This window comes from Brasilonema sennae CENA114, assembly GCF_006968745.1.
In the GTDB taxonomy this organism is placed as follows: domain Bacteria; phylum Cyanobacteriota; class Cyanobacteriia; order Cyanobacteriales; family Nostocaceae; genus Brasilonema; species Brasilonema sennae.
This window is the reverse complement of sequence record NZ_CP030118.1, coordinates 7179037-7205488: the sequence shown is the minus strand read 5'-3', so window position 1 is coordinate 7205488 and position 26452 is coordinate 7179037. Positions and strand designations below refer to the sequence as shown.

Below are 26452 nucleotides of genomic sequence, written 5' to 3'. Positions count from 1 at the left end.
TCATGCATAGTAGGGTTGGTGTTGATGGTTGTAGCAAGTGAGTCACTCAAACTTTATTTATGAATAACCAGATACAGAAGCAACCGGAACGAAATCAACTCACTCCACGGCAAAAACAAGCCCTGCTAGCATTATGGACTTTTGAAACACCTTTATTAAATGCAGGACAGACTGTTTTTGCTCGCCGCATGAAACAATTGTTGCTGCGTGCATTTGTGATTCACAAGCGTCGTGATCAGCTATCACCCGACACTTTATACAAACATCATTGTGACATCAAGCGTCGGTTAAAGCAGTGTCTGGCATTACAGCAATACTTCAAGAAGGGTTGGGGGCTGAAAAAATGTTATCCTGAAATCCCTTATTACTTGTTTGTGTTTTTGGAAGATACAAAAAGCTCACCGACTCCTGTTGAGTGTGAGCAAACTTTAGAGGTAAAAAAAGTTTTTCAAAAAGTTCAACGTGTTGGTTTCGAGAAGAGACACAAAGTATTTTTGTTTTACTATTACACCGCTTGGACAGCCTTGGTAAGTTGGTTCATAGATACCTCTGCAAAAAACTCCAAGGTTGTCTGTTTCAAGAAAACACTAGGTTCTATCAGTCTAGTTCCAATCAAGATTGCCAATGAGCCGCTGAAAGTACGAGGTGTTTGCATTAACTATCACGACTTATACCACCTTGAAGTCGCTCAACTACAGAGAATCCAGATGGGAAAAAACTGGGTGAGTGGGATTGATGGGATTAACATCACGGTGTTCCATGATTCTCCGATTGTAGAGGAATATGAAGGTTTTCTAGATGAAGCGCGGATTGCGATTCATGAGGGGTTAACTCGACCTACAGCCTTCAGTCAACTCAAAGCACTTTGCTGGATGATATTGTTAATTTTAAAGGGCATCAATCCTTTGGCAGTTCTCGTTCGTCATATTAAAAGTATGAAGAAAAAACAGCAAGAATTATCGTGTCTATAAACGTTCAGTTGACACTCCCACGGCTGTGTGAATTTCGCGCCACGTGCTTATTTTCACAACTGAGGATAATGTTTCGCCAAAAACTCCTCAGCCTCATCCCTATTGCAAACAACTCCATCCAACGTAGCAGCAAGTAAATCATTAAGCATTTGCCGATACTGGGGTCCTGGTTTGTATCCCAGTTTCCTCAAATCATTTCCATTTAAAATGGGCTGAATGTTACGCCAAACAGTCAAATATTGCCAAATCTTACGCCTGACACCTCTTGAACTTTGCACAGCGATTAAAATCAGCATTGGTACATCGTACTGACGCAATAACTGTTCGATTTGACTGGGACGTACCTCATCCACTCCTCCCTCTGCTTCCAAAGAGGAGATATTTTTATTGACTTTTTGTTGATGTTGTGCAATGCAATATAACCGGTTGATGCTATCTTCGGGCAATTGCAGATTTTTTGCCACATGTCCTCGGTATTCTGCTGCTAAGTGGGCAATGAGAGCTTCCAAGCGCATTTGCCAGTGGATGAGGGTTTGCTGAGAGTCAAAGCGTCGTAAACAACGTTCTAACAAACGCAATTGCCCCAGAAGTTCCTCGTCTATCTTGAGGGTGGGATGAATACACTGCAAAGCTCCCAAGTCTCCCAGTAATTGCAAAGCTGGCTTCCAGTAGGGGGCTTCTAGGATATGTTTCAATTCCGTTTTCAGTCGAGTTTGCAGTGCTGGGGTTTTGCTATTTTCTCGGGTGGTGCGATCGTAAACGCCGCTGTTGATAGCATAGCGGATATATTCTTCTGTTTGAGGCTCTAAGTGAAATCCGAGCCGCATAGCAAAGCGTACACCGCGATAGATGCGGGTGGGATCTTCAATAAAGCTGTTAGCATGCAACACCCGAATTTGCTTTGCCTGTAAATCAAGCAACCCGCCAAAAAAATCGAGTAATGCACCAGCGCGGGGAGGCGTCAGTTGCAGTGCCATTGCGTTGATGGTAAAATCTCGGCGATACAAATCTTGACGAATCGAACTCGCCTCAACTTCAGGATTTGCTGCGGGGTAAGGATAGAATTCTGTTCTAGCAGTGGCAATGTCTACCCATAATGAATCTAATTCTGGATCTTTATGCCACAGCAAAGCTGCAGTTTGAAAAGCCCCATGAATTTCTAAACGTGCTGTTGGGTAAAGTTGCTGTAGTGCTTTTGCCAGTTCCACACCAGCACCCACTTCTGCTGTTTTGTGAAAACCATCAACGACTAAGTCAATATCTTTAATCAATAAAGTGCCAGAAGCTTCTTCAGCAAGTAGCAAGTCGCGTACTGCTCCCCCAACAAGGTAAAGATGCCAACCGCGTTTTTCTGCTTCTTGTGATGCTTTAGTTAACAATTGCCACAACTGCGGTGCAAGCCGTGAATGTAATTCCTCTAGAGTGGGAGATTTAATATTTTTTTGTCCCCCTCCTCCACTCTGTTCCTCTTTCCCTCTCCCCCTCTGTTGTTCCTGATGCAATTGCCGCAAAACATCAGTACGTGTAACAATTCCGACTAACTGCCCGTTTTCCAATACTGGCAAGCGTCCGATATCATATGTCACCATCACTGACTCGATTTCTGGCAGTGTCGTCTCTGGGGTAATTGTCCTCATGTTGACTGTCATGTAACCTTTAACGGGAGCATGACTAAAGCCGTGATGTAGGGCAATATCTAAGTCTCGTCGGGAAATAATACCTAGTAGTTGTCCTTGGGCATCAGCGACACACAAACCAGAGTGTCCGTAGCGTAATAAAGTGCGCTGCGCTTCCGCAATTGTGGTTTCTGGACGAATGGTGCGAACTGGGGAAGACATCAAGTCTCGGGTAATAGGAGGATAGGGAATTGTTGCTTTTATCCCCTCAAGGAGTTGGTTTAAAATTTCTTGTGAGTTTACGCCTCTTAAGTTCAGCGATGCTGCTTGGGAATGTCCACCGCCACCCAGGGGTTGGAATAACTCATTGAGATGAATTCCTTGAATTTGGGAACGCCCAATCACTGTCAAGCGTGATTCACCTTCTGCTAGAGCATACTCGTTGAAAAGCAGTAAGGCATCTATTTCTGTTAACTCTACCAACTGTGAGGCAAGACTTGACAATCCTGGTACGAAATTATCTGTTTTCAAATTGACCCAGGCAATTTTATTTCCCCTAATATATATATGTTGTATTTTTTCCAGCGACACCTTTAAGAGTTGTTGCAATTGGGGAGAAAGACCAGGATCAACATATTGACTCACGACTGATAAACTTGCCCCTTGTTGCATCAACCAAGCCAAGGCTAGGGCATCCCGTGGTGTAGTGTAGTCAAATGTCAGAGAGCCAGTATCCACATGGATACCTAATGCCATCACAGTTGCTTCTGCGGCTGTCAGGGAAATGTGTTGTTTTTGCAATTGCTCGACAATTAGAGTTGTTGTCGCTCCAACAGGGGAAATGTTTATTTCTGTAGCGGGAATATCCCCAAGTTGTTCTTGGTGATGGTCATAAATGATAATTTTCTTAATATGGGGTAGCTCTAACCACTCAGCAGCTTTGCCGATGCGATCGCGCTGTTGCGTATCCACCACAATTAAAGAACGAATTTCGTCGGGATTAACCGAACGTCGTTCCATCAGCTGATACTCATCCCGATGCAGTGCCAAAAAATCTCCTACGCTTGGATGAGAACCGCCACTCAACACAATCTTACTTCCAGGTAACAGGCGTGTCAGTCCTACTGCGGCTCCTAGTGAGTCAAAATCAGCTGTTGTATGGCACAGAATTAAATCCATAGTTATCAGTCATCGGTCATGAGTCATTAATCGTCAGCACAAAGGATCAAGGACAAATGACTAAAATGTGTCAATTTTCTGTTAGCTTAACAAATAAGGAAAAACTGTCGGTGTTCACCTGCACAATATTTTATCTTTTGTAACTCGTTTGCTGTTTCGGGAGAAGGGAAAATGACTTTTATATTCCAACTGGCTTTATTAGCTCTGGTTTCGCTGTCTTTTGTTCTGGTCATTGGCGTTCCTGTTGCCTATGCGACTCCACAGAACTGGAATGAATCTAGAAAACTGCTGTGGATTGGTTCAGGAGCTTGGATCATTTTAGTGCTTGTCGTTGGGGCGTTAAACTTTCTCGTCGTTTAACCAACTACTTTAAGAGTATCGCAGGCAAATCGCATAAAAACTGACAAATATTACAGACGCAGGTACGTTACAGAGAGTGAAGAGTATTTTCCCTCTGTGGTGTGGCTGCGTCTATTTTTGGTTGGATCTATCAAGAGGAATGTATATTGGCAAGAAGTATAGATGAATGAGAGGCGGTTATGGCAGTTTTTGAGGGAACTTTTACTCAGGCAGAACCTTTGCGGTTTGGAATTGTTATTGGTCGATTCAATGACCTTGTAACTAGCAAGCTGGTGGAAGGTTGTCAAGATTGCTTGAAACGCCACGGTATTGATGTCAATCCTAACGGCTCTCAGGTAGACTACATTTACGTACCAGGCAGTTTTGAAGTTCCAGTTGTGGCTCGCCAATTGGCAGTCTCTGGTCGTTATGATGCGGTTATTTGTCTGGGTGCTGTGATCCGAGGACAAACACCTCATTTTGATTACGTTTCTTCTGAGGTCGCTAAAGGAATTGCTGCTGCTGCGTTTCAAACTGGTGTTCCTGTGGTTTTTGGCATTTTAACAGTGGACTCCATGCAGCAAGCTTTAGAACGTGCTGGCATTAAAAGTAATCATGGTTGGGATTACGCCATGAGTGCTTTAGAAATGGCTAGTTTGATGCGGCAATTACGTTCAAACCTCACAGAGCCTTTTTCTGGTCATTCTCTCTCGTCAGCATCGCTGAAAAGTGCCAGCGTAGGACAGCTGTCTGCAGAATAGTCAGTGATTAGTAGTTAGTGGTTAGTGGCTAACTACTAACTACTAAACAAATAAAAGGTGTTGACAAAGAATGCATACTATGAGATAGTAGTAAGAGTGGAGTTTGCGGGTATAGCTCAGTGGTAGAGCGTCACCTTGCCAAGGTGAATGTCGCGCGTTCGAATCGCGTTACCCGCTTTGAAAATAAATATAAAGATAAAACTTTGGCAAATAACTGCAGTAAAATGCCAATATATATGACTTATAATTAAGAAAAAAAATTAAGTGTAGCGAAAAAAATGATGTAAGATGCGCTACTCTATAAAAAGATATGTACAGTGGTTAGTATCATACTATAAAAAATATTGAATTGATACTGATGTTAAGGCGATATTGAAGAATAAAGGTTGAAGTGAAAAGAAAATTCACTTTAGTCTTTATGCTTATTCAGTTATGATAGCTGGCTATTATCAGTGTAGTTCAGTGATATAATTGTACTACCACTGAATTTCAAGAAAATCTGTCCAGAAAAAAGAGTAAGCCAGACTGGCTAATGTTATAAAGAAAGTTCATGGGAAAATAGCTTGCCTGATAACGTAAATCAGGGAATGCTATTTTCACAGCTATTGGCAAACACGCTCAAGTAAAAAGTTCGCTTGTGCAACCTCAAAAAGCAGACAAAATTGACTTCAATAGTGAATACCCGTGTCCCTGTCGTCGGCGGGGGCAGTTGATTCCTATTACGCTGACGGAAGCATTTGGTTGCAATCGCTGTCAGCAGATATTCGTGGTGGAAGATAATGGTTATGTACTGGAGCAACTTTCCACTACCTATCCCTACAAGCGGGCTTGGCGCTGGAAAGGGAATAGTTGGCAAGTTGTCCATCCTCGATTAGGAGAAAGCTATTTGCCTGTAGCGCTTGGGATTATTTTCGTGCTAGTGATTATATGGTTACCATTGGCACTACGATTGGCAAATGGTTACGGCATTATTGCTTGGGCAATGGTGGCGGTGCTGTTGGCTATTTTGCCAGCACTGATGGTATGGCTCACCTACAGGCGATAATGGAATGACAGTGGATGCTTTTGATCTTAGCCCCGAACCAGTTGAGCGCACAAGACGCGCTCATCAAGCTGCTCTAAAGCTAGGAAGCACAAAAGGAGTAGACAGAAGTCGTGCTGTGTTAGCGATGGCACAGGCGATGGCAGCTTCATTTGACGACATTCTAGAAGCAAACACCTTGGATCTAGAAGCGAGTCGAGAAATGGCGGTGCCAGATTTAATTCTCGATTGGCTGAAGCTGACTCCCAAACGGTTGGAAATGGCGGTAGATATATTGCAGCGTTTGGGAGAATTATCAGATCCACTGCGGCGAGTCAGACATGCTGATTATCAACTAGATGACTCTCAGAGTTATACACAGTTAATGCCTTTGGGTGTGATTGCGTTTATTTATGAGGCGTTTCCAGAATTGGGAGCGATCGCAGCAGGATTGTGTATAAAAACAGGCAACAGTCTGATCCTCAGAGGGGGTACTGAAGCTAGTAATTCTAACGCGGCGATCGCCGACGCACTGGTGAGTGCTGTGACTGAAGTTGGTTTACCACTAGGTTGTTTACAGCTGATAACACCAGAAGAAGGAAGTTCCATACGGGATATAGTGACGCAAGACCAATGCTTGAATTTAGTGATTCCCTATGGACGTTCTAACTTGATACAGCAAGTGGTGCGCCACTCCACCGCCCCAGTTCTCAAATCAGCTATGGGCAACTGTTACCTTTACTGGTCGCCGAATGGTAGCTTAGAAATGGTGCGCTGGCTGATTATAGACAGCCATCAAAGTGAACCAGATCCGGTGAACGCAATTGAAAAAGTACTGATTCATCGACAAGCCTTGCCATCTTCTTTACTGACATTGTGGAATAGCTTAAAGGAGAAGGGGTTTGAAATTAAGGGAGATGCCGAATTGGTTGAATCCTTTCCTCAGTTACAGTTAGCTAAAGAACAAGAATGGGGAAACGCTTATTTAACCAAGACAATTGCTTTTAAATTGGTAGATAGTTTAGAGGCTGCGATCGCCTGGATTAATCAGTACAGCAGCGGTCATGCTGACTGTATTGTTACTGAATCTTACCAGGAAAGTCGGCAGTTTGCCTTGGGTGTGAATAGTGCCTCTAGCTACATCAACGCTTCTCCACGTTTTTCTAGAAACCCGTCGCGAGGAGATGCGGTGTTTCTCGGGATGTCCAACCAAAAAGGTCATCGACGCGGATTGATTAGCTTAGAAAGCCTGACGACTGTTAAGCATATTGTTCAGGGGAATGGACGATTTTAATCATACGCACAAGGTTTCGTCCTTATTTGGAAAATTTCTCTTTTTTTCTGGTAGATAGTTGGCATAATCTGCCACAATGAGATGATTTGGCTTGTGTGTTTCTATCTGAGCAACGTCACTTGGATTTTTGCCTGATAGCAAACTTTTTCAAGCCAACTCATAGCTCATTTGAACGATTAGTTTTTATGACACAGACACAAACGAGAGTGACGTTTGCCAAGAACGTTGGTTTTAGAAAGGAACTCAATAAACGAGTTGACGCTTATTTTGAATCACAGAACATTGCGAAGCGCGATAATCTCGCAATGTACCTCAAAAGTGCAATTATCTTGGGATGGGTCATTTCTGCTTGGACATTTACTCTTTTTGGTCCACCGATAATGTGGATGAAGGTATTTGGCTGTGTTCTTCTAGGATTAGGTATTGCTGGCGTTGGTTTTAGTGTAGGGCACGATGCCAATCATGGTGGTTATTCTAGTCGCAAATGGGTAAATTCTATTTTTGGTTTAACTTATGATGTGATTGGTTTATCCAGTTATTTGTGGCGATTTCGTCATAATTATCTGCATCATACATATACCAATATATTAGGACATGATGTAGAAATACATGGAGATGGATTATTGCGTATGTCTCCATATATGGAACAGAGATGGTATCATAAATTCCAACACTTATTCATTTTACTGGTCTATACAATTATTCCGTTTTATTGGTCTGCTGCTGATATCCATCTGGCTTTATTCAAGCGCAAATATCATGAGCATATCATTCCTACGCCCAAGCCTTTGGAAATGCTCATATTGTTAGGGGGTAAAGTCATTTGGCTGGGACTATTTTTAGGAATACCAATTGCCGTGGGATATACTCCCCTACAAGTAATTGTAGGATTTAGCATTGCTTACATGACCTATGGGCTGCTGATTTGCAATGTTTTCATGTTAGCTCATGTTCTCGCTCCAGTAGAGTTTCTTCAACCACATCCTGAGTCAAACGATATTGACGATGAATGGGCAATAGCTCAAGTCAAAACAACAGTTGATTTTGCACCAAAGAATACTTTTTTAAATTGGTATTTGGGTGGTCTTAACTATCAGGTTGTTCATCATTTGTTTCCCCAAATTTGTCATATTCACTATCCGAAAATAGCTCCAATCTTGGCAGAAGTTTGTGTTGATTTTGGCGTTCCATACAGTGTGTATCCAACATTTGGAGAAGCACTTGTTGCGAACTTTCGTTGGTTGAAATTAATGGGTACTTCGCCTCAGGAAAGCACTGCTTTATAAAATACACATCCTGCGTCTAATTAGAAACCCAGTTTCTTTGTAATTGAACGCAAATTTGGATAAGCATTAATAGCAAAGTTATGAAATGAAGAGTGGGGAGTTTTTCATGAACTTCTCACTCTTCAGTTTCTGTTAGCCTTTAGCTAATTTTTTCTTGGATATATAGTAAACTTTTCCTCCAGTCTCCGGAACAAAACCACAGCTACTGGACGAACGGCGTAATGCAGTCCAAATGGGTAGATCAGATTTGCGGAAATAGTCACCCATAATTGGTTTAATAGCCTCAGTTGCCTTTTTCAAATTGTAGTGAGGAATGTTCAGGAAGATGTGGTGAGCAACATGAGTACCGATATCATGATGGATGTGATTGATAAAACCGTAATCACGGTCAATGCTAGAAATAGCACCTTTGAGGAAAGTCCAATCCTCTCCACGATACCAGGGAATATCCGGGTCAGTATGGTGCAAATATGTGACTAAGTCTAGCCAAATGACAAAGACAAGATAAGGTCCAACGTAGTATTTCAACAACCACATCCAACCCCATTGATAGGTGAAGAACAACAGCAAACCTACCATTAAAGTCCAGAGTGTGGTGCTGGTGATGACATCCCATTTTTCTGAGGGTTTGAAAAATCGGCTGCTAGGTAAAAAGTGAGAGCCTCGTTTATCAGGATTACCAGTAAACAAATACACCGGATAAACTAATAAAAACAAGTAATCTCGACCTATATCATGTACCCAATTCAGCACTTTGTACTTTGACTCTGTTGGTGGGTACCAGCTTTCATCATTATCGAGGTTACCAGTATTTTTGTGGTGAGTTCTATGGCTAATTCGCCACCCGTGATATGGAACAAGTATCGGTGTATGGCAAAGATGTCCAATCAAATCATTAAGCCATTTCTTCTTAGAAAAAGATTGGTGTCCGCAGTCATGTCCAACGACAAACAAAGCCCAAAACATCGTTCCTTGCATCACCCAGAAAATTGGCCAGAAGAACCAAGAATTTAGATAATGAGCAACTGCATAAAGTAAACCGATAATCAGGATGTCACGAAAAAAGTAGAAGAGTGATTTCCCGACATTGGGCTGAAAACATTCAGATGGGATTGCAGCTTTCAAATCTTGAAGCGTGAAGGGCAGCTTGGTTGTATCCTCAAGAGATTCAACGTCATGAGGATTATTTAACTTGATAATATTTGATTGCACTTGATTTTTTTACTGGAGTCAAACAAGAAGTTGTTGAAGGAAAGTCATTTAAACTTTGCAATTGCATTACGTTGGGTTTGGGTATCCCGAAGTTTTGGAAGTGTAAAGCAGCTGAGTGATATCTGGCAATTTTCGTAACAAGATTTGTGTTTACAGAATTGCCAGAATCTATTTCTTAAAGCTATGAGGTTATCGTCCTGCAAAATAGTCTTTAAAAGACTGATAGCCACTATCGGCTCTATACAGGTGACACTGATCTGTAATTCGCTTCATTAAAGAAAAGGAAAACCGACACTCATCATGCAAATACGTTTGCCAATTTTCTTTGATACTGCCATAAGCCATCCGCAAATTATAAGAAGGAATAGCAGTTGAAATGTGATGGGGGACGTGGACATTAATATCGTGGCAGAGGATTTCTACCCAGGAGGGGTAATCGCAATGAACTGTGCCATTTAGCTGTGCTATGGCTTGGTTCCACTTAGATTCTGCCACAAAAGGAACGTCCGGGGCAGTATGGTGAACCAATGTAAAGGTACTCATCCAAAAATGGTAAACCAGCCACGGAAGCAGCCAGAATTTCACAAATCCCCAGATCCCGGTTGTGGCGATGAGGATGGGGAATGCGATCGCAGCAAAAAGCACGACGACAGCCACAGAAAACTTCACACTTGCTTGGTCTTTCTTCTGGAATAAAGACCAATTAAAGTGTAAAACTCCGCAGTGAATGATTGAGCCTATCCACCACAATCGATACCGTAGAAACGCCTTGAAACCCCACTGCTTAATTTTTCCACAACTTTCATAAAGTGTTGTGGAAATGGGCTGCCAAGCGTTATCCTCATCCAGCTTGTTAGTGTGAGCGTGATGATAATTGTGCTGAATACGCCAACTGTGGAACGGGTAAATCAACGGCATCATTATCAAATGTCCCACTAAATCGTTGACCCAGCGACGTTTAGCGAATGAACGATGAGCACAATCATGACCGATGACAAAAAAACCGGTTAAAGCAGTACCCGTAAAAATCCACGCTAGAGGTAAGAGAAACCAAGGAGCGATGATCAAGCTGAAATAGCCCAGGCAGACCATCGAAACACTGAGCAGAACTTTTGTCCAGGCTTTGCGGCGATTCTGCTCAAAACATTCTCGTGGCAAGCTTTTGATAATATCTTTTAGCTTAAGGTCGGAATTACCAAGCTCATGAGCTGACTCGTGGCTTTCGATTGTTGATGTAGTCATGAATACCTGAAAAGACAACAAACCTCACTACCAAATCACTAAACAAGTGGCTGTCGCAAAGTTTTCTTATATTTGCGTCTTGGATTATAGCAATCTAATGTACCCCACCGCACCTACAAGAAACCCCCGCTGATGCTTAAGTAGTCTTTGAGAAGCGGGGGAGCATAAGTCGTTCAAAATTCAAAATTCAAAATTCAAAATTGAACATTAAATAAGATAAGAATTGCTGACTATTGACTGCTGACTGCTTTTTGTGGTGCCAGCTTGACATTTGTAGCTAGACCCAGTAATTGTAGCAATTGAACAGTCATCCAGGTTAGGTCAATTTCCCACCATTTCAACCCGTGGCGAGCTGAATATTGATAGGCGTGGTGGTTATTGTGCCAGCCTTCACCATAGGTTAGTAAAGCAACCCACCAGCAGTTTGTGGAGCGATCGCTTGTATCATAAGTACGATAGCCGAATTTATGGGTAGCACTGTTGACAAACCAAGTACAGTGCCACACGAAGATCAAGCGAACAAATACTCCCCAAACGACAAACGACCAACCACCCAGGAGCAACAGGACTATACCCAGCGCGACCTGAATCAAAATCATATTCTTTTGCAGAAACTGATAAAATGGGTCGTCCTTAATATCTTTAGTAAAGCGAGGCACGTCCGCGAAAGCTGGTGAATGATAAAACATCCAAGCCATGTGACTCCACCAGAAGCCCTTATTGGAATCGTGGGGATCTAACTCCTCATCAGAGTGCAAATGGTGCATACGATGCATTCCTACCCAATCGATTGGTCCTCCTTGGCAAGCGAGTGTCCCACAAAAAGCCAAGAAATACTCCAGCCACTTGGGAGTTTGAAAACTACGGTGGGTGATCAAGCGGTGAAATCCTAGGGTAATACCCAAGCCACCAGTCACCCAGTAGAGAAACAAGAATACACCGAATGCTTTCCAGCTAAAGTTACTAGGAAACAGGGCAAACAAAATTCCGACATGCAAACCTGCGAAAAATGTGATATGCAGCCAATTAAGTTGGGATTTTGTGGATGTAGCAATTGTCATGCAGTAACCTGAATAGGAATTGTCAAGCCTAATCCGCGTGATCTAAAAATCCGCAAATTTTTTATGTTTTCTTAAAAGAGGAACTAATGAATAGCTCGGAACAGCTGCGTGAAGCACAAGAAGCACTCTTACAAATTTTTTCTGGAATTGACGCTCAGGTCAAGCAAAATCTTAAAGAAGTGTTAAATGCTTTTCGCCATAATCATGTTGGGGCACACCACTTCGCCGGTGTCTCTGGATACGGACACGATGATCTCGGCAGAGAAACTTTAGATCGAGTTTTTGCGGAGGTGGTGGGCGCTGAGGCGGCTGCTGTACGAGTACAGTTTGTTTCAGGAACCCACGCAATTGCTTGTGCTTTATTTGGTGTTCTCCGTCCTGGTGATGAAATGCTAGCGGTGGTTGGTGCACCCTACGATACTCTAGAAGAAGTCATTGGATTACGAGGTCAAGGTCAAGGTTCACTACTTGAGTTTGGCATTTGCTACCAACAATTAGATCTTACTCTAGAAGGAACTATAAATTGGCAAGCTTTAAGCCATGCGGTAAAGGATAACACTCGTTTAGTGTTGATTCAGCGTTCTTGTGGCTATTCTTGGCGTCCTAGCCTATCTATAGCGGAAATTGAAAAAATTATCCACTTAGTCAAGCAGCAAAATCCTAACACAATTTGCTTTGTCGATAACTGCTATGGCGAATTCATAGAAACTCAAGAACCTACCCATGTTGGTGCTGATTTAATCGCAGGGTCGTTGATTAAAAACCCCGGTGGTACAATTGTTGCTGCTGGTGGTTATGTTGCTGGTCGCGCTGACTTAGTAGAAGCTGCTGCTTGTCGCCTCACAGCACCAGGAATTGGCAGTTACGGAGGTGCCACTTTTGACCAAAATCGCCTGCTGTATCAAGGACTGTTTCTCGCCCCACAAATGGTAGGCGAAGCAATGAAAGGGACTCACCTCACGGGTTATGTATTTGACAAACTCGGTTACCCAGTCAATCCAGCACCGTTTGCCAAGCGTCGGGATGTTATTCAAGCAATTAAACTAGGTTCTGCCCAAAAACTCATTGCTTTTTGTCGAGCCATTCAACAAAATTCACCTATTGGTTCTTATCTTGACCCCATTCCAGATGAAATGCCTGGTTATGAAACTAAGGTGGTTATGGCTGGCGGGACCTTTATTGAGGGAAGCACCTCTGAATTTTCCGCTGATGGTCCATTGCGGGAACCGTATGTGGTGTATTGCCAGGGCGGAACCCATTGGACTCATGTAGCAATAGCTTTAGAAGCAGTCATAGAAGCTGTGGGAAAAGCGAATACGTAGGATTTTCCACCTTATACCTTTTGGGATTTTAGATTTTGGAGTCGCATTCTTTTTTCAAATTGGTATGAGTCTATCTTTAGTTTGTTGGTTCGAAACTCCAACACAAAAAAATCTCCTGCCCGAAAGCAGGAGATTTCTTACCTATCTACAAGTATTTGCTTAGTCTACTACATCAACCAAACTTACCAGCAGTAGAGGCAATCAGGAATGCTCCGTAGGTCAAGATGTAACCCACACTGAAGTGAGCTAAACCAATCAGACGACCTTGAACGATGGACATGGCAACGGGCTTGTCTTTCCAGCGAATCAAGTTCGCCAAAGGAGTACGCTCGTGTGCCCAAACCAAAGTTTCAATCAACTCTTGCCAGTAACCTCTCCAAGAGATTAGGAACATGAATCCTGTCGCCCAAACCAGGTGTCCGAACAGGAACATCCAAGCCCACACTGACAAGTTGTTCATGCCGTAGGGGTTATAACCGTTAATTAACTGAGCCGAGTTCGCCCACAGGTAATCACGGAACCAGCCCATCAGGTAAGTTGAAGATTCGTTGAATTGTGCGACGTTTCCTTGCCAAATACCCAGATGCTTCCAGTGCCAGTAGAACGTCACCCAACCTACAGTGTTGAGTGCCCAGAATGTGGCCATGTAGAAAGCGTCCCAAGCCGAGATGTCGCAAGTACCGCCACGACCGGGACCGTCGCAAGGGAACGAGTAACCGAAGTCCTTTTTATCGGGCATCAGTTTGGAACCACGCGCATCCAAAGCACCTTTTACCAGTACCAGAACTGTGGTGTGGATCGCCAGAGCAAACGCATGGTGAACCAAGAAGTCACCAGGACCAATAGTTAAGAACAGCGAGTTGGTCGTGTTATTGACTGCATCCAGCCAACCTGGTAACCAAACGTTCGCGTAGTTAGGCCAAGCAGTTGCTGCAACGCTATCTGGATTAGACAGCAAGGTGTTCAACCCGTACAGCACTTTTCCGTGAGAAGCCTGAATGAATTGTGCAAACACTGGCTCAATCAGGATCTGCTTTTCGGGTGTACCGAAAGCAACCACTACGTCATTGTGGACGTATAGACCCAAGGTATGGAAGCCCAAGAACAACGACACCCAGCTCAAGTGCGAGATGATTGCTTCTTTGTGCTTGAGTACCCGGTCTAGTACGTTGCCTTTGTTTTGCTCTGGGTCGTAGTCACGTACCCAGAAGATTGCTGCGTGAGCAAATGCACCCAGCATTATGAACACAGCTATGTATTGGTGATGAGTGTACAAAGCTGCTTGCGTTGTGTAGTCCTTACCGATGAATGCGTAAGGAGGCATCGCGTACATATGCTGCGCTACCAAGGACGTGATTGTTCCCAGTGCTGCCAGGTGGATCGACAACTGGAAGTGCAGCGAGTTGTTGTACGTGTCGTACAGTCCTTGGTGAGGCAAATTGAACTGACCTTCGGTTTTGCTGCCAAAGAAGTTTTTGGCGTTGAGCATTTCTTTGATGCTGTGACCAATTCCGAAGTTCGTCCGGTACATATGACCGGCGATGATGAAAATTACCGCGATCGCCAAGTGGTGGTGAGCCATATCCGTCAGCCACAGCGATTCGGTTTGAGGATGGAACCCACCCAAAAATGTCAGAATTGCTGTTCCTGCACCTTCGGACGTGCCAAACACATGGTTTGCTGTGTCAGGGTTGTTCGCGTAAGCTGCCCAATTTCCCGTAAAGAATGGTGCTAAACCCGCGAGATTCGGGTATTGCTACGTGAACTAAGTGACCTGTCCAAGCCAAAGAACTCACACCAAACAGACCTGCTAGGTGGTGGTTCAGACGTGGTTCTGCACTCTTAAACCAAGCCAAGCTCGGACGGTACTTCGGTTGCAAGTGCAACCAACCTGCAAACAGGAACAATGATGCTAACAGCAGCAGGAATACTGAACCTACATACAGTTCATTGTTCGTCCGCATACCAATGGTGTACCACCAGTGGTAAAGGCCTGAGTAGGTGATATTGACTGGATAGCTCGCCCCACCTTGGGTAAAGGCTTCTATTGCTGGTTTCCCGAAGTGCGGATCCCAGATTGCATGAGCGATTGGACGGATATGCAGAGGATCTTTTATCCACTGTTCAAAGTTACCTTGCCAGGCTACATGGAACAGCAGGCTCGATGCCCACAGGAAGATGATTGCCACATGACCGAAGTGAGTTGCGAATATCTTTTGGTAAAGATTTTCTTCTGTCATGCCATCGTGGCTTTCAAAGTCATTTCCTGTTGCGATCGCATACCACAGCCGACGCGTAGTCGGATCTTGTGCTAGATCCTGGCTAAATTTTGGAAATTTTGTTGCCATAGGTTTGATAAGTCCTCTGACCTTCAGCCATCAGGTTCTTAGAGCTTTGAGTTATGAGTAGTGAGTCTTGAGCGAACTCAAAACTCAAAACTCACTACTGTAATAAGAGCTGATTTTTAGCCCAGTGAAAGAATTCGTGCGTGGAAGAACGCCCAGGTAGTAGCAATTCCTCCCAAGAGGTAGTGAGCTACACCAACAGCCCGACCTTGAATGATGCTCAGAGCACGGGGCTGAATTGCTGGTGCTACTTTCAGTTTATTATGTGCCCAGACAATCGACTCAATCAGCTCTTGCCAGTAGCCACGACCGCTGAACAGGAACATTAAGCTGAATGCCCAGATAAAGTGAGCTCCCAAGAAGAGCAGACCATAAGCTGAGAGCGCACTACCGTAAGAGTTTATCACTTGTACAGCTTGTGCCCACAAGAAGTCACGCAGCCAACCATTAATGGTGAGAGCGCTTTGGGCAAAGTTACCACCAGTGATATGAGACACAGTACCGTCTGCGTCTACAACTCCCCAGACATCAGATTGCATCTTCCAGCTAAAGTGGAAAATCACAACCGAGATGCAGTTATACATCCAGAACAAACCAAGGAACACGTGGTCCCAACCAGATACCTGACATGTACCGCCACGACCTGGACCATCGCAGGGGAAGCGGAATCCCAGGTTCATCTTGTCTGGAATTAGACGAGAGCTACGGGCAAACAGGAAGCCCTTGAGCAGAATCAGAACGGTAACGTGAATCGTGAAGGCGTGAATATGGTGAACCAAGAAGTCCGCCGTACCTAGTGTGATGGGCATCATCGCCACTTTGCCGCCTACAGCCAGAACACCACCGCCAAAGGCGTAGCTTACTGGTTCTAGTGCATTGGGTGCTGTTGTACCTGGTGCTACAGTGTGTATGTTTTGTATCCACTGAGCAAACACTGGTTGCAGCTGAATTGCGGTATCAGAGAACATATCTTGGGGACGACCCAAGGCACGCATCGTGTCGTTGTGGATATACAGTCCAAAGCTGTGGAAGCCCAGGAACATAGATACCCAGTTCAGGTGAGAGATGATTGCATCTCTATGGCGAAGCACACGATCCAGCACGTTGTTCCGGTTTACCACTGGATCGTAATCCCGCACCATGAAGATTGTTGCGTGAGCCGCTCCACCAACGATCAGGAAGGCACCAATCCACATATGGTGAGTGAAGATGCAGAGTTGGGTTGCATAATCTGTCGCCAAGTACGGATACGGAGGCATCGCGTACATATGGTGGGCGATGATGATAGTCAAGGAACCCAAGAAAGCAAGGTTAGTTCCTAACTGAGCATGCCAGGAAGTGGTCAAGTTTTCGTAGAGACCTCTGTGACCATCACCAGTGAAGGGACCTTTATGGTTTTCAAGAATCTCTTTGATGCTGTGACCGATACCCCAGTTGGTACGGTACATATGACCAGCCACGATGAACAATACCGCGATCGCCAAGTGGTGATGGGCATTGTCTGTGAGCCACAACCCACCTGTGACTGAGTTCAGACCACCTTTGAAGGTGAGGAAGTCTGAATAAACACCCCAGTTCAAAGTGAAGAAAGGCGCTATACCGTTGGCAAAGCTGGGATACAGCTCAATCAACAAGTCTTTGTTCAAAATGAACTCGTGGGGCAACGGTATATCTTTTACTGCCACTCCCGCATCCAACAACTTATTAGTAGGTGAGGATACGTGGATGATGTGACCTGCCCAGCCCAATGAACCACAACCTAGCAATACTGCTAAGTGGTGATTGAGCATTGACTCGACATTTTGGAACCATTCCAACTTAGGAGCCCGCTTGTGATAGTGGAACCAGCCGGCAAACAAGAATAAGCCTGCTAATACCAAACCACCAATTGCAGTGCAGTACAGTTGGAATGAGTTCGTGATACCCCAACCACGCCATATTTGGAAAAAGCCGGACGTGATTTGAATACCGTGGAAACCGCCACCGACATCTCCATTCAAAATGTCTTGACCAACGATTGGCCAAACAACTTGAGCACTTGGCTTGATATTGAGGGGGTCGCTCAGCCAAGCTTCATAGTTTGAAAAGCGAGCGCCGTGGAATATCATCCCGCTCAGCCAAATGGTCACTACGGCTAAGTGACCGAAGTGTGCTGCGAATATCTTGCGGGATATGTCTTCTAAATCGCTTGTATGTGTATCAAAGTCGTGGGCGAGCGCGTGTAGATTCCAAATCCATGTTGTGGTTTTTGGACCTTTGGCTAGAACTCTGTCGAAATGCCCTGGTTTAGCCCATCGTTCAAATGAAGTGGGTACCGGGTCGTTATCGACTATGACTCTTGCCTTTTTCTCCTCTCGCTCTGGAGGACTAATTGTCATTCGACCTCCTCTCTTTATCTGGATTGAGGAATCATTGAACACCACCTAAGTATCTTTCGGGCTTTAGTTCACCTTAGTCGCCTCTTCCAGAAATAGATGACTGGAGCTGCGACGAAGACCTTTTTGTGGTTATTGGTTTCTCGTTGAATTATAAAGGCTTCTGTTGTACATGGTTACAGATCTTTTAACAATAATTCAAAATCGGGAAATCTATTGCCTCATCTGCTTTTTACCGCAAAAATATTGGACAAAAAGTCAATAGTCTATCCATTTTTTTTACAAATGGTTACAATTCTTGAAATGAATGCTTCTACCACAAAACTTTCTTTTTTAAGTATTTCATCCGAAAATTAATATGATTTAATACAATTAACCAAGAAAACGTCTACTATAAATGATGAAAAGTTCATGAAAAAAAGTTAAAAACTTAATGTAGTAAAAATGACATTTTTATATTTGGACACGATCTACGAAGAAATCTCCATTTGGGCTATAGTGTCCAGTGGACAGTTTGAGCCAAAATTATTCAGTCAGTCGTAATAGGAGTATCACTGGGTGAAACGCATGAACTTGTGGCAAAAGACCGCAACTGCTATGCTCAGATTGCTGATGGCATCAGTGCTGATATTAAGTTTGACCAGTTGTGGAGAGAAAGCCGTTAGCCAGGAACCGTATAACAGCTTGCAAGAAAAAGCCCAGCTTTCAAAGCAAATCTCAGAAGTTTCCCCTCCAGCAACAATCCAAGAACTGCGCTCAGCCTTGGAAATTTATCAGCCACAAGTAACAATAGTGACTCCTAAACAGGATGAAATCCTTCAAGACGACACAGTCACTGTTCGCTTTCAGGTAAAAGACTTACCCATATATAAAGATCCAAAACTAGAGCTTGGTCCTCATTTAGAGGTCATTCTCGATAATGAACCATTAATAGCTGTATATAACCTAAATAATCCCCTGGTTTTGCCAGACTTGCCACCAGGTACTCATACCCTGCGTGTTTTTGCTTCTCGTCCTTGGGACGAAAGCTTTAAAAATGAAGGTGCTTACGCTCAAACAAAATTTCACGTCGTCACCAAAACTGACGACAACAACCCCGAGCCAGCCAAGCCACTGTTAACATACACTCATCCCAAAGGCAGTTACGGCGCAGAACCAATTCTACTGGACTTTTACCTTACAAACGCTCCATTGCATCTAGTTGCCACAGAAAACCCTGATGACGACATAGCAGATTGGCGCATTCGCTGCACAATTAATGATGAAAGCTTTGTTTTAGATCGCTGGCAATCCGTTTACCTCAAAGGCTTTAAGCCAGGTAAAAATTGGGTAAAACTTGAGTTTCTCGATGAACAGGGAAACCCTGTAAAAAATGTCTTCAACAGTACAGTAAGACTGATTACCTATGAACCCAATGGGAAAGACACTTTATCTAAGATTGTCAGAGGAGAACTGTCAGCAGATCAAGTTCGCAGCATTGTAGACCAGAATTATACTACTGAAATTCCAACTGCTGAACCGACACCTACCCCAACCTTAACGCCCAGCGTTAAAGGAACACCTGAAACGCAACCCATCCCTGAACCGACACCTACCCCAACCTTAACGCCCAGCGTTAAAGGAACACCTGAAACGCAACCCATCCCTGAACCGACACCTACCCCAACCTTAACGCCCAGCGTTGAAGAAACACCTCAAACACAACTAAAGGAAGAAAAAACGCCTGTTCCTGAATCTGGATCAGTACCTCAAACACAGGAAAAACCGAAATCAGCAGGCTATTTTAATCGCTTCCAGCGTCGGACAGATAAAATACCTACTCCACAACCAACAGTTGAACCAACTCCCAGCTTGTCTCCTACTTTGCCAGAGGTTATTGAGACTCCACAACCAGAACCTGAGTTAACGCCCGTACCAAAAAAAGTTGTTCCTCACTCAGAAGGACTATCGAGATTCAGTCGCTACTTCAAGCGTCAGCCATACAAAACAGCAACTCCAGAAGCACCAGTTGAAACAACACCTGACTCACCTACAACCTTACCGGAGATTATTGAGTCCCCTGCACCAGAAACAATTGTGCCGCAACTACAAACCACACCCGAACCCAAATCAGAGGTGACGCCTACACCCGAAAAGCAAAGCGAGGAAATTCAGCAGGCACAATAATTTAAAGTTTTGGTTCAAGTTTTGGACTGCTACCCAAATATACTCAACTGTAAACCTTGGGATAAAGCTTGAACAAAGGCGATCGCCCCTACAGAATTACCTGTACTATCCAAAGCAGGACTGTAGCAAGCAACTGCTCCTTCACCTGGTACTATCGCCAACAGTGCGCCACTGATACCTGATTTGATTGGCAAACCAATCTGTAAAGCATACTGGGAAGAAGCTTTATACAACCCACAAGTTAACATCAGCGAGTTGACAATACGGCGATGCTGCGGTTTGATCCATTCGCTGTCACACGCTAAAAGCAAACCCAGACGGGCTAAATCTTTCACTTGACTAGAAAAACAGCATATTTGTTCATAAGTGTCAAGGGCAATGTCTTGATTCTTTACAGAACCTGCTTTTGTAAGATATTGCGTAATGGCTTGATTAGCTTGGGAGTTACTTGAGCGCACAGAAGCGAGCATAACTTCATCCAACTTGAGGTGACAACCAGCAACTTGGTTTAGCCAATGACACAATTCGTGAGTGCGAGCGATCGCATCTTTTCCTGGTAACTTATCGGCAAGGGTAATTGCGCCACTGTTAATCATAGGATTACGAGGTCGTCCATTGTCAGCGATTAGTTGCTCTAAAGAATTGAAGGGAGCATCCGATGGCTCAAATCCAACCCACTGAAAAACTGTTTCTGCTCCTACAACTTCAAGTAGATACAAAAGGGAAAACGGCTTTATCACGCTCATGAGAGGGAAAACACAATCCGTATTGCCTTGGCTGTAAGTTTCTCCCGAACTACAGCAAATGTGAACTGCAAATAAATCGGGATTAGCCAAAGCTAATTGAGGAATACGCTCAGCAACTTGTCCTTGATGTGCTAATAATTTGGCTTGTTGCACCCAAGCTGATAACTGAGTAGTCGTTAGTGTTTTTAATCCAACCATTACTGCTACTGTATTATGCAATTTAGAAATAAGTCGGTAGGCGTAATTAAATATAAGATAAAACCTCACCCTCAATCCCTCTCCTACCCTGCGGGAAGCCGCAAAGCGTCTATAGCAAGGAGAGGGAAGCCGGAGGCAGGGTGAGGTTTTATATTTAATTTCAGCCGTTTACTGTAAAACAGTCAATTTTGAATTTAAAATTTAAAATTTTTAATTGTTTATGATTCCGCGTGTCAGAGCACCAGAATTACCGCAAAATTATCCTTGGCTGAATGTTGACAAACCTTTGTCTCTTCGAGAACTCAGGGGTAGAGTTGTCATTTTAGATTTCTGGACATATTGTTGTATCAACTGCTTGCATATCTTGCCAACTTTGAAATATCTCGAACAAAAGTATAAAGATAGGCTGACAGTTATTGGCGTACACAGTGCCAAATTTGACAATGAAAAGGAAACAGAAAATATCCGCCAAGCTATCCTCCGCTACGACATCGAACATCCAGTTTTAGTAGATAGTGGATTTCGAGTTTGGCAAGAATATGCTGTGCGGGCTTGGCCCACTTTGATGATAATTGATCCACAAGGTTACGTAATTAGTTATGTGTCTGGTGAAGGCGATCGCAAAGTTTTAGACGAACTCATTCAAAAGTTAGTTAGCCAACACCAAGAAAAAGGCACGATTAATTTGCAAGAACTCAACCTGACTTTAGAAAAACAACGAGAACCATTAATCACACCTCTAGCTTTTCCTGGTAAAGTCCTGGCGACACAAGCAGGTTTGTTTATTGCTGACTCTGGACATCACCGCATTGTCATGAGTAGCTTTGATAGGGAAATTATAAATTTAATTGGGACTGGACAATCTGGGTTAACCGATGGTTCTTTTAGTGAAGCTCAGTTTTTCGCACCACAGGGAATGGTATTTGATCAACAAAATCAGATTTTGTATGTTGCGGATACAGAAAATCATGCTCTGCGGCGAGTTGACTTGAAAAACAAAGTGGTAGAAACGATCGCGGGAACAGGTGAACAAAGCCGTAATATTCGTCCTCACTCTGGTAGTGCACGAAAAACAGCACTGAATTCTCCTTGGGATTTACAGCTATGTGAAAATAGCTTGTATATTGCAATGGCTGGTTCTCATCAAATTTGGGAAATGGACTTAGAAACTAGCATGGTTCAAACTTATGCTGGTACTGGTGCAGAAGCTTGTGTAGATGGTGCACTGACTGAATCTACTTTTGCTCAACCTAGTGGTATCACCACTGATGGACAAGAATTATATATCGCCGACAGTGAAGTGAGTTCTATTCGTGGCGTGGGAGTGGTTGAACCACGACAAGTAAGAACCGTTTGCGGTAGTGGTGATTTGTTTGGCTTTGGTGACGTTGATGGACAAGGTTTCGATGTTAGGTTACAGCATTGTTTAGGAGTAGAATACACCCAGAATCAGTTATGGGTTGCTGATACTTACAACCACAAAATTAAACTCGTTAACCCCCACACTGGCGATTGTCAAACACTCTTAGGTGATGGTTCCGTTGGTTTACAAGATGGAGAAGGTAAAAACACTCGTTTTTCGGAACCTTCTGGACTGAGTGTGATGGGTTCTGATTTGTTTATTGCTGATACGAATAACCATGCTATCCGTCGCGTAAATTTGGATACCCTAACGGTGACAACATTAAAGTTTCCTAAGTTGTGCGCCCCAGATGTATGTGTTCCACATGAGTCATAAGTTGGTGGTGAGGACTTTAGTCATTACTACAAAGAAGTTTTTACAAGTAATTTTACTATCATGATCTAACTCAGATCTTGCACCTCCGGCTGAGTACGCCCAGAACTAAAGTTCGTGGCTCATAAACCAAGTCCGTTAAAACGGAACGGCACATGCTTCAAGTCGGGAAACCCGCCCAACGCAGTGCCTCCTGGAAAATTTACTCAGTCCGTTTTAACGGACTTAGACTTTCAGCTAAGAAATTTATTTATTGGCGGACGAAAAGTATGGTGCAAGATCTGAGCTAAGTCATTTTTTGAATAGAAAACCACATAAATACACAGAGAAATTAAAAGCAAGGACTAAAGTTTTGTTGATGTCATAAAATTGGCAGAATCTACTATGAAGTCAGGTTAAATTATGAGGTTAAATGACTGAGTTTACAACTGAAACTTGCGTTAATTATGAATGAAAATTTTACACCACTCGAATGTGAGGACGACGTTGTACTTATAGGAAAAGATTCTTTTAAAGTCTGTAGATTAAAAGAGGTGATTGAGGAAGAAATCAGAAATAAGTTACAGCAGCATATTTATGAATACACAAGTTTATATCCTGGTGTCTCAATGGTGGAAATTTTTAGGAAACTATCTATTGGGCAAAAGAAGATAAATTTAATGGAAATTCAACATAACTATGTTACAGATTGTCAGATTCTTAGAGTTGGTGGATATGGCTGGCAAAAAGGACAACTGAAAATGAAGATATGTATATCAGTTATCAACCATAATCAAAATGAATTAAGTTTAGAATTCTGCCCTGATGAACCGACTGAGCAAGAATCTTTAATGGATGAAATTTGTAAAATCATACAATCGGAAACATAATTAGTAGGATAGATAATGACCACTGTAGGAATTTGCTCTAAAAAGCGTAAGAGCTAGGGAGTGGGTTGAAAGCAAGTTGCGCCATAGTTTACAGGGACAAAGTAGTAGCCCGAACGAGGTGAACAATAAGGTAAAACTTTCACTAAGGCAATATTAGCGTTAGCGCGATCGCTCCCCTCAAACTTAATGTCTCCCGTTGCACCTTGAACTTGGAATTTTTTGCTGGATAATACTTGCTGAACACCCTTTCGGCTAGGCTGTCGCTGTTTTTTTATAGCTTCGATGAGTACATTAGTGGCATCATAGGCTGCAGCGGTACGCCAACTCACATCCTTTGTTTTCCATAAAGATTCCGCCGATTTGAGAACTGTTGAATTAGGGTTAGAGAGTCTGTGCCATGGAATCGCTACCACTAAGTGACGACTGACTGCGTTTTCTCCCGTTTCTATCTTTACTCGCTCTAGATAAAGGCTATCTCCTGCAACCATGATTAAGTCGGGGTATTTGTCAGATTTGATGACCTTTAGAGCGTTGTCAAATGCAGTCTTTTCCCTCCCACCAGGAATGAGAGTAATTGCTGTGGCTTTTTGCTTTTTAGCTTCTTCGAGAGCAGTTGATGGATAGAATTTCTGGCGGCTAGACAAATCAAAGTTCTTAGAGTCGCCCACAACATCTCCAGAATTCTTGAAAACATTCGATAATTCCTCCTTCAGAGATTTACTATACTCACTGTCACCACTCGACAAGATTGCTAGTTTCTTTTTTTTGGCTTTATCTTTCAGATATGTCGCCAACTTTTCGGCAGCTTTTTGATCACTAGGAACAGTACGAAAGAAGAAATCGCTCTTTAACTTTACTGACGTACTGGTAGGAGAAACTAACACCAACTTATTCTCTCCATAAGTTTGCAGAACCGCATTGGTGCTCTCACTGGAAAAGTGACCTACAACCGCCAGGATATCCTTTTCTTTGACCAGTTTTTCGGCGATTTCCTTTGCTTGCTCATCTTTATCTTCATCATTCGCTATCAAAACTTGGAGATAGAACTTGTCCTGATTTGTCGGGATCGGATTTATCGCCTCGTGTTGGGCTTGGGCAACTCCACGCAGTAACTCCCTGCCTTGGTCAGCAGTTTGTGAGTCATTAGAGCTCAGGGGAGCGGCCACAGCAATCGTGTAAATTTTGTTTTTCGGAATTTTTCCTTGATTAAGCTCATTAATCGTGGCGTTGTTGAAGTAAATCAAGGTTTCAGGGTCAGGAGGACCCTGGTTATCCCTCCAGGCATTTTTGAAAAACTCTACTGCTTCAGGGTAGTTACATCTTTTTACTTCCGAAGCGCCATCCCTTTTGTATTGCAGATCCTGCTTATCTAGAATTCTTTCGCCAAAGCTTAAATATTCTTCTGTGAATGAGTTGCAAGCTGTTTTGCTGTTGTAGAAGTTGTAGAAAGCGAACAGCAGTACTATCAACAACAACACCGGAAGCAAACCCTTAATCCGCCGCCATATCTGCAGCCTCCTACGACCATTAAACGAAGGTCTCGGCAGCGGCGGGTGAATGGAATCTAAATCTGTTAAAATCACTGTGGCATTGTTAGGACGACGACTACGCTCAAATGCCATTAGGCGATTAATCAAGTTCACAAGATAATCGGAAACAGGATACCGAGTACTTCTTTCCCAAACTGAGATATCCAGCTGTATGTCGCTGGGCTGGATACCGGTAAGCAAATACACGAAAGTCCGTCCGAGCGCATAGAAATCAGATTGCAGCACTGCTCGCCCGTCTATTTGTTCGGGAGGCGTATAGCCTGGTGAGTAAATCTGTGTGCTACGACCTCCACTGACAACGGTTCCAGTTATCTGCCTGATTGTACCAAAATCAATCAACACCAGCTGTCCATTCGGTCGTCGCATGATATTGGATGGCTTAATATCTCGATGAAACCAGTTTTGTTGATGGATGAAATCCAAAATTGTGGCAAGTTGTTTTAGCCACTCCAGCGCTTGTCTTTCGTTAATAGCTCCATGTTCACCCAACCACTGTTCCAGGTTCTGCCCCTCAATTTTTTCCATAACTAAGCAGTGCAGTTCCTGACCGTTGTTGAGCAATAATGAGAAATAGGCTTCTCCTCTAGGGATACCCGGATGTTCCAAGTGTACGAGAATTGATTGTTCTCGTCGGAAGAGTCTTGTTAAGTCTGTGAAAAATTCTCTACCATCAGTTAATCGTATACCATTGTTGTGTATGGCTTTGAGAATTTTTCGTGTTCCCAGATTCTGACTATCTTCAACTTCAAAAACCTGTGTACAAGTATAATAATTATTACTTAGTTGTTGAATCAAACTGTAGCGATTATTGATAAGTAAAAGATTTCCACAGTATTGGCAGGCATTGACATTATCTGGATTATCACGACTTTGACACTCAGGATTTATACAGTAGGGCATAGTTCGGTAAGATGCTAAAATTGTGTGGATTTTCTGGTTAATAACGCTACTGAAATTAGCCAGAAAATCGTCTGAATTATTACGATCTGAAAATAATACTTTATAAGTAGATCAACATTGAAAAATATAAAATACGATTCTTGCGATTGCTCAGGGCAATCATGCGGACGCTACGCGTATGCTTACAGGACGGTTTGCGCTTATGCAATAACATCTTACATTTAATTTGGTTAAGCTATTTAGCGATTTGCATTTGCATTCAAT

The 26452-nt window shown here is 43.3% G+C and carries 17 protein-coding genes, 1 tRNA gene and 1 pseudogene; 11 read left to right on the top strand and 8 right to left on the bottom strand.

The window, feature by feature from the left end:
• The first annotated feature begins 59 nt into the window (after window positions 1–59).
• A complete protein-coding gene (locus DP114_RS29980) occupies window positions 60–971 on the top strand; it encodes a hypothetical protein (RefSeq protein WP_171977861.1) in 912 nt (303 codons plus the stop codon).
• Window positions 972–1024: 53 nt separating this feature from the next.
• Here the strand turns inward: DP114_RS29980 and DP114_RS29975 are convergent, their stop codons facing one another.
• Window positions 1025–3766, bottom strand: coding sequence for a CBS domain-containing protein (locus DP114_RS29975; protein ID WP_171977860.1), 2742 nt, complete (start codon window positions 3764–3766; stop codon window positions 1025–1027).
• Between the two features lie 171 nt (window positions 3767–3937).
• Here DP114_RS29975 and psbZ point away from each other — a divergent pair, with 171 nt between their 5' ends.
• The 6 genes from psbZ to DP114_RS29945 all read left to right on the top strand — a co-directional run bounded on the left by psbZ (window position 3938) and on the right by DP114_RS29945 (window position 8467).
• Window positions 3938–4126: a photosystem II reaction center protein PsbZ gene (gene psbZ / locus DP114_RS29970; protein ID WP_169157030.1), complete on the top strand. Its 189-nt coding sequence runs from the start codon at window positions 3938–3940 to the stop codon at window positions 4124–4126.
• A gap of 179 nt (window positions 4127–4305) precedes the next feature.
• A complete protein-coding gene (gene ribH / locus DP114_RS29965) occupies window positions 4306–4866 on the top strand; it encodes a 6,7-dimethyl-8-ribityllumazine synthase (RefSeq protein WP_169266918.1) in 561 nt (186 codons plus the stop codon).
• Window positions 4867–4971: 105 nt separating this feature from the next.
• A tRNA-Gly gene (locus tag DP114_RS29960) sits at window positions 4972–5043 on the top strand.
• Between the two features lie 460 nt (window positions 5044–5503).
• The gene (locus DP114_RS29955) at window positions 5504–5911 is read left to right on the top strand and encodes a hypothetical protein (protein WP_169266917.1); all 408 of its coding nucleotides are present in this window, start codon (window positions 5504–5506) and stop codon (window positions 5909–5911) included.
• A gap of 4 nt (window positions 5912–5915) precedes the next feature.
• On the top strand, window positions 5916–7181 hold the full coding sequence (locus DP114_RS29950; RefSeq protein ID WP_171977859.1) for a glutamate-5-semialdehyde dehydrogenase: 1266 nt from the start codon (window positions 5916–5918) through the stop codon (window positions 7179–7181).
• 185 nt (window positions 7182–7366) lie between these two features.
• A complete protein-coding gene (locus tag DP114_RS29945) occupies window positions 7367–8467 on the top strand; it encodes a fatty acid desaturase family protein (protein WP_171977858.1) in 1101 nt (366 codons plus the stop codon).
• A 132-nt stretch (window positions 8468–8599) separates the two neighbouring features.
• Here DP114_RS29945 and DP114_RS29940 read toward each other — a convergent pair whose 3' ends face one another.
• The 3 genes from DP114_RS29940 to DP114_RS29930 form a co-directional block, all read right to left on the bottom strand.
• Window positions 8600–9679 (bottom strand): fatty acid desaturase, encoded by a 1080-nt coding sequence (locus DP114_RS29940; protein ID WP_171977857.1) that lies wholly within the window; start codon window positions 9677–9679, stop codon window positions 8600–8602.
• Between the two features lie 189 nt (window positions 9680–9868).
• Window positions 9869–10921, bottom strand: a complete 1053-nt coding sequence (locus tag DP114_RS29935; RefSeq protein ID WP_169266913.1) for a fatty acid desaturase — start codon at window positions 10919–10921, stop codon at window positions 9869–9871.
• 230 nt (window positions 10922–11151) lie between these two features.
• The gene (locus tag DP114_RS29930; RefSeq protein ID WP_171977856.1) at window positions 11152–11982 is read right to left on the bottom strand and encodes an acyl-CoA desaturase; all 831 of its coding nucleotides are present in this window, start codon (window positions 11980–11982) and stop codon (window positions 11152–11154) included.
• A gap of 86 nt (window positions 11983–12068) precedes the next feature.
• Here DP114_RS29930 and DP114_RS29925 point away from each other — a divergent pair, with 86 nt between their 5' ends.
• Window positions 12069–13304: a methionine gamma-lyase family protein gene (locus DP114_RS29925; RefSeq protein WP_169266911.1), complete on the top strand. Its 1236-nt coding sequence runs from the start codon at window positions 12069–12071 to the stop codon at window positions 13302–13304.
• 172 nt (window positions 13305–13476) lie between these two features.
• On the opposite strand, the pseudogene psaB reads toward DP114_RS29925, so the two are convergent.
• A pseudogene (psaB, locus tag DP114_RS29920) lies at window positions 13477–15652 on the bottom strand (photosystem I core protein PsaB).
• Between the two features lie 116 nt (window positions 15653–15768).
• Window positions 15769–18027: a photosystem I core protein PsaA gene (gene psaA, locus DP114_RS29915; RefSeq protein ID WP_169267054.1), complete on the bottom strand. Its 2259-nt coding sequence runs from the start codon at window positions 18025–18027 to the stop codon at window positions 15769–15771.
• A 564-nt stretch (window positions 18028–18591) separates the two neighbouring features.
• On the opposite strand from psaA, the gene DP114_RS29910 reads away from it, so the two are divergent.
• The gene (locus DP114_RS29910; RefSeq protein WP_172195392.1) at window positions 18592–20190 is read left to right on the top strand and encodes a hypothetical protein; all 1599 of its coding nucleotides are present in this window, start codon (window positions 18592–18594) and stop codon (window positions 20188–20190) included.
• Window positions 20191–20219: 29 nt separating this feature from the next.
• Here DP114_RS29910 and glsA read toward each other — a convergent pair whose 3' ends face one another.
• Window positions 20220–21134 (bottom strand): glutaminase A, encoded by a 915-nt coding sequence (glsA, locus tag DP114_RS29905; RefSeq protein ID WP_171977853.1) that lies wholly within the window; start codon window positions 21132–21134, stop codon window positions 20220–20222.
• Between the two features lie 220 nt (window positions 21135–21354).
• Here glsA and DP114_RS29900 point away from each other — a divergent pair, with 220 nt between their 5' ends.
• Both DP114_RS29900 and DP114_RS29895 read left to right on the top strand, forming a co-directional pair.
• Window positions 21355–22872 (top strand): thioredoxin-like domain-containing protein, encoded by a 1518-nt coding sequence (locus tag DP114_RS29900; protein ID WP_171977852.1) that lies wholly within the window; start codon window positions 21355–21357, stop codon window positions 22870–22872.
• Window positions 22873–23315: 443 nt separating this feature from the next.
• Window positions 23316–23738, top strand: coding sequence for a KGK domain-containing protein (locus DP114_RS29895; RefSeq protein ID WP_171977851.1), 423 nt, complete (start codon window positions 23316–23318; stop codon window positions 23736–23738).
• 53 nt (window positions 23739–23791) lie between these two features.
• Here the strand turns inward: DP114_RS29895 and DP114_RS29890 are convergent, their stop codons facing one another.
• Window positions 23792–26188, bottom strand: a complete 2397-nt coding sequence (locus DP114_RS29890; protein ID WP_171977850.1) for a bifunctional serine/threonine-protein kinase/ABC transporter substrate-binding protein — start codon at window positions 26186–26188, stop codon at window positions 23792–23794.
• Between the last annotated feature and the right edge of the window lie 264 nt (window positions 26189–26452).

Excerpts from the sequence above, each read along its gene's own strand:
- DP114_RS29980 (WP_171977861.1), top strand. The coding sequence starts at position 60 with ATGAATAACCAGATACAGAAGCAACCGGAACGAAATCAACTCACTCCA.
- DP114_RS29975 (WP_171977860.1), bottom strand. The coding sequence starts at position 3,766 with ATGGATTTAATTCTGTGCCATACAACAGCTGATTTTGACTCACTAGGA.
- psbZ (WP_169157030.1), top strand. The coding sequence starts at position 3,938 with ATGACTTTTATATTCCAACTGGCTTTATTAGCTCTGGTTTCGCTGTCT.
- ribH (WP_169266918.1), top strand. The coding sequence starts at position 4,306 with ATGGCAGTTTTTGAGGGAACTTTTACTCAGGCAGAACCTTTGCGGTTT.
- DP114_RS29950 (WP_171977859.1), top strand. The coding sequence starts at position 5,916 with ATGACAGTGGATGCTTTTGATCTTAGCCCCGAACCAGTTGAGCGCACA.
- DP114_RS29945 (WP_171977858.1), top strand. The coding sequence starts at position 7,367 with ATGACACAGACACAAACGAGAGTGACGTTTGCCAAGAACGTTGGTTTT.
- DP114_RS29935 (WP_169266913.1), bottom strand. The coding sequence starts at position 10,921 with ATGACTACATCAACAATCGAAAGCCACGAGTCAGCTCATGAGCTTGGT.
- DP114_RS29930 (WP_171977856.1), bottom strand. The coding sequence starts at position 11,982 with ATGACAATTGCTACATCCACAAAATCCCAACTTAATTGGCTGCATATC.
- DP114_RS29925 (WP_169266911.1), top strand. The coding sequence starts at position 12,069 with ATGAATAGCTCGGAACAGCTGCGTGAAGCACAAGAAGCACTCTTACAA.
- psaA (WP_169267054.1), bottom strand. The coding sequence starts at position 18,027 with ATGACAATTAGTCCTCCAGAGCGAGAGGAGAAAAAGGCAAGAGTCATA.
- DP114_RS29910 (WP_172195392.1), top strand. The coding sequence starts at position 18,592 with ATGAACTTGTGGCAAAAGACCGCAACTGCTATGCTCAGATTGCTGATG.
- glsA (WP_171977853.1), bottom strand. The coding sequence starts at position 21,134 with ATGGTTGGATTAAAAACACTAACGACTACTCAGTTATCAGCTTGGGTG.
- DP114_RS29900 (WP_171977852.1), top strand. The coding sequence starts at position 21,355 with ATGATTCCGCGTGTCAGAGCACCAGAATTACCGCAAAATTATCCTTGG.
- DP114_RS29895 (WP_171977851.1), top strand. The coding sequence starts at position 23,316 with ATGAATGAAAATTTTACACCACTCGAATGTGAGGACGACGTTGTACTT.
- DP114_RS29890 (WP_171977850.1), bottom strand. The coding sequence starts at position 26,188 with ATGCCCTACTGTATAAATCCTGAGTGTCAAAGTCGTGATAATCCAGAT.